3 protein-coding genes and 1 pseudogene are annotated in these 3,637 nt (G+C 56.6%); 2 read left to right on the top strand and 2 right to left on the bottom strand.

Annotated elements, in window-relative coordinates; translation table 11 throughout:
- Window positions 1-120, top strand: a pseudogene (locus tag M0974_RS17220) (Cys-tRNA(Pro) deacylase); the annotation flags it as partial.
- A gap of 104 nt (window positions 121-224) precedes the next feature.
- A complete protein-coding gene (locus tag M0974_RS17215) occupies window positions 225-1,007 on the top strand; it encodes a PhzF family phenazine biosynthesis protein (protein ID WP_297839193.1) in 783 nt (260 codons plus the stop codon).
- 243 nt (window positions 1,008-1,250) lie between these two features.
- Here M0974_RS17215 and M0974_RS17210 read toward each other — a convergent pair whose 3' ends face one another.
- Window positions 1,251-2,303, bottom strand: coding sequence for an ABC transporter ATP-binding protein (locus tag M0974_RS17210; RefSeq protein ID WP_297839190.1), 1,053 nt, complete (start codon window positions 2,301-2,303; stop codon window positions 1,251-1,253).
- Complete coding sequence (gene argF, locus M0974_RS17205) at window positions 2,300-3,220, bottom strand: ornithine carbamoyltransferase (RefSeq protein WP_297839187.1); 921 nt, start codon at window positions 3,218-3,220, stop codon at window positions 2,300-2,302. The genes M0974_RS17210 and argF overlap by 4 nt, the downstream gene beginning before the upstream one ends.
- Window positions 3,221-3,637: the final 417 nt, after the last annotated feature.

Here is a 3,637-nt window from a genome sequence, read left to right as displayed (position 1 = left end):
GCCCAGCCGTTTGCCACGATTTTCGTCAGCGCAGGGCGCCGCGGTCTTGAGGTTGAGCTCTCAGCTGCTGTGCTGGCGGAACACACCCAGGGGATTTTTTGCGAGATCGGCCGCCCCTAAAACACTGTATGGTCAATAAACGGCCCTTTTGTAACTGGCGATACACCCAGTTGAAGTGCATGCTTCGTTTCAAATAATGATTCGAATAGCAGGGATGTGTCCGTATGCAGCTTGAATTTCATCAGGTAGACGCTTTCAGCGAGCGTCCCTTCAGTGGCAACCCGGCCATGGTTTACCGACTCGACAGTTGGTTGGCAGACGAGTTGATGCAGCACATCGCTGCCGAGCATAACTTGGCCGAAACTGCGTTTCTGGTTCGTGAGGCGCAAGGCTGGCACATCCGCTGGTTCACTCCGACCACAGAGGTGCCGCTGTGTGGTCACGCCACGTTGGCCAGCGCTCACGTATTGTTTGAAATGTATAACGAGCCGTCCGAGCGAATCGATTTTATTGGAAAGACAGGGGCGTTGAGCGTCACCCGTGAAAACGGACTTCTGGTGCTGGACTTCCCGGCGATGGTGCCTACCACCGCAGCGGTGACTGTTGAGTTGGAGCGTGCGCTGGGCATCGAGATCGTCGACGTTTACGGCTCAGTCGAGTTGATGGTGGTGCTGGAGTCCGAACAAGCGGTGCGTGATTGCAAGCCAGACATGCTCGCGCTGAGCCGCCTTCCTTGGCCTGGCGTGATCGTGACTGCCAGGGGCGAGCAGTATGACTTTGTCTCGCGCTATTTTGCGCCGGGCATTGGTATCGCCGAAGACCCGGTAACCGGTTCAACGCATTGTTCGCTGATCCCTTATTGGTCGAGCCGGCTCGGCAAGCTCAGCCTAACGGCATTTCAGTGCTCGGCCCGAGGCGGCGAACTGTTTTGCCGTCTTGAGGGTGACCGCGTCAAGATCGGAGGCCATGCAAGGCTGGTGGCGAGTGGGAAATTGTTGCTGGGGTGATATTTGCAACTCGGCATGGCGCCCGTTTGCCCTGTGGGACCGAATTCATTCGGGAAGGCCGCGCCTCCGTCTGGCTGATACACCGCGCCGTCTGCTTCCCGAATAAATTCGGTCCCACAGTGTTCCCTGCATGGCGCGGGAATTGGGGTGTTCCCCAGATTCTGTAGGAGCGAACTTGTTCGCGAAGGCCACGCTTCGGTCTGTCTGTCGTACCGCGTCGATCGCTTCCCGAATGGATCCGGTCTACAGGGGTTGGTGTTTCGCTTGGAATACCACCACGGTCTGATCTTTCACCTGAATGCCTACTTCCTCACCGGGCTGATGATTGGCGTGGCTTGGGAGCAGCGCTTCGAGTGCGGCACCCGATGGCAATCGCAGCCGATACAGCGCCGACGATCCCTGAAACGTGAGGCTCACCACGGTAGCTTTTGTCGGGCTGTCCGGCGCATAAACAACGCTATCTGGCCGCAGCAGTACGTCAACCTGAGTGCCATTGGCGAACGAGCAATTGCTCTTCAGCATGCCCAGCTCGGTTTGCACTGATCCCGTCGTTGTAACCTGCCCACTCACGAAGAAACCCTGACCGATAAAACTCGCTACAAAGGGCGTCAGAGGTATGTGATAGAGGTTGTAAGGCGTGTCCCATTGCTCCAGGCGGCCTTCCTTGAACACCCCAACCTGATCGCTGACGGCAAAGGCTTCCTCTTGGTCGTGGGTCACCAGAATTGCACTGGTGCCGCGTGCCTTGAGGATGTCGCGGACCTCATGACTGAGCCGTCGGCGCAGTTCACCGTCGAGGTTAGAAAAAGGCTCGTCGAGCAGCAGCAGCTGTGGTTCTGGCGCGAGCGCTCGGGCCAGTGCGACGCGCTGCTGCTGGCCGCCTGACAGCTCATGGGGAAAGCGTTTGCCCAGCGTGCCGAGGCTGACCAATTCGAGTAATTCGTCTGTCACACGCTTTAGGTGCGGATGGCTTCTTATGCCAAAACCGACGTTATCCGCCACGCTTAGATGAGGGAACAGGGCATAGTCTTGAAACACCATACCGATTCGGCGCTTCTCAGGTGCGAGGGTAAACCCTGCACGGGAAATGACTTCGCCGTTCAGGCTGATGTCACCCTCAAGCAGCGGTTCAAAACCTGCGATGGCACGCAGCGTGGTGGTCTTGCCACACCCGGAAGAGCCAAGCAGGCAACCGATATCTCCCGCGTTAAGGTGCAGATCAAGCTCCTGCACCACGCGTTGATCCTGATACCCGCAGGTTAAGTTGCGCAGGCTCAGCAGAGCGGATTGATTCATGCGCTGCGGTAGGCCGGTTCGACCAGAAATTCAAGCAGCGCTTTCTGCGCGTGTAGGCGATTTTCAGCTTGATCCCAAGGCACCGCGCGTGGGTCCTCAAGTAGGTCGAGGCTAATCTCTTCACCACGGTGCGCTGGCAGGCAATGCATGAACAGCACGTCTTTGTCGGCCAGGTCCAGCAATTCGCGCGTCACCTGGTACGGTGCGAACAAGGCCAGGCGCTTGGCTGTTTCTTCTTCCTGACCCATGGACGTCCAGACGTCAGTGCTGACCAGATGGGCGCCTGCGACGGCTTGTTTTGGATCGCGTACAACGCTGACACGGTTCCCTGCCAGTGCCAGAAACTCCTGGCTAGGTTCGAAGCCCTCAGGGCAGGCAACACGCAACTGGAAGTCAAACTTGATCGCGGCTTCTATATAGCTGTTGCACATGTTGTTGCCATCGCCGATCCAAGCGACAGTTTTGCCTTGAATCGAACCGCGATGCTCAAGGAAGGTTTGCATGTCTGCCAACAACTGGCATGGGTGCAGGTCGTCGGAAAGACCGTTGATCACCGGAACGCTGGAATGGGCCGCAAACTCCACCAGGTTGCTATGGGCAAATGTGCGGATCATGACGGCGTCGACCATGCGTGACATGACGCGAGCGCCGTCACCGATAGGCTCGCCGCGGCCCAATTGTGTGTCGCGTGGGGACAGAAATATCGCCTGACCACCCAGTTGGATCATGCCGGCCTCAAACGAAACACGTGTCCGTGTCGAAGATTTCTCGAAGATCATTCCGAGAACGCGGTTTTTCAATGGCTCGAAGAGTACGCCGCGATTTCGCAGGTCCTTCAGCTCTATGCCGCGACGAATCACGCTGACTAGCTCTTCTGGCGTGTAATCCATCATCGAGAGAAAGTGCCTTGCGCTCATCATTAACTACCTTTTTGCAACAGACCGCAGATACTCAAAGCCGGGTTTTATCGGGAAAACGGGCGAGACCTGCGGCGAAAGCCGCACGGGGCGACGAAATAGGGAAGGCGCGATGGTATAAGCAAATGTCGCGTATTGCCAATAGCGAGCTAACTTCAACAACTTAGGCGTATTTGTACACTGTGCTCCCGCGCGTTGGCAATTCGTACCGATCTTGTAACCGTGACATTCCATTACCTGACACAAAACCGTATTTTTGGTCACTGCGCACCATTTCCTAATTCGCTGCGCTGGGTTATAAAGGTCACTTGCTTAACGTGTAGGGACTCTGGCGAATGGATTCTAAAGAACAGCAATTAACGGAACTGCTCGGGCTTACTGCTCGCACGTTGACGCACCTCACGGCTTCGATGACCT

The sequence above is a fragment of the Pseudomonas sp. genome (assembly GCF_026224925.1).
Lineage (GTDB): Bacteria > Pseudomonadota > Gammaproteobacteria > Pseudomonadales > Pseudomonadaceae > Aquipseudomonas.
Note: the sequence above shows the minus strand (reverse complement) of the source record. Positions and strands in the feature narration are given on the sequence as shown.

Coding starts and splice junctions, on each gene's coding strand:
- M0974_RS17210 (WP_297839190.1), bottom strand. CDS start 2,303: ATGAATCAATCCGCTCTGCTGAGCCTGCGCAACTTAACCTGCGGGTAT.
- argF (WP_297839187.1), bottom strand. CDS start 3,220: ATGAGCGCAAGGCACTTTCTCTCGATGATGGATTACACGCCAGAAGAG.
- M0974_RS17215 (WP_297839193.1), top strand. CDS start 225: ATGCAGCTTGAATTTCATCAGGTAGACGCTTTCAGCGAGCGTCCCTTC.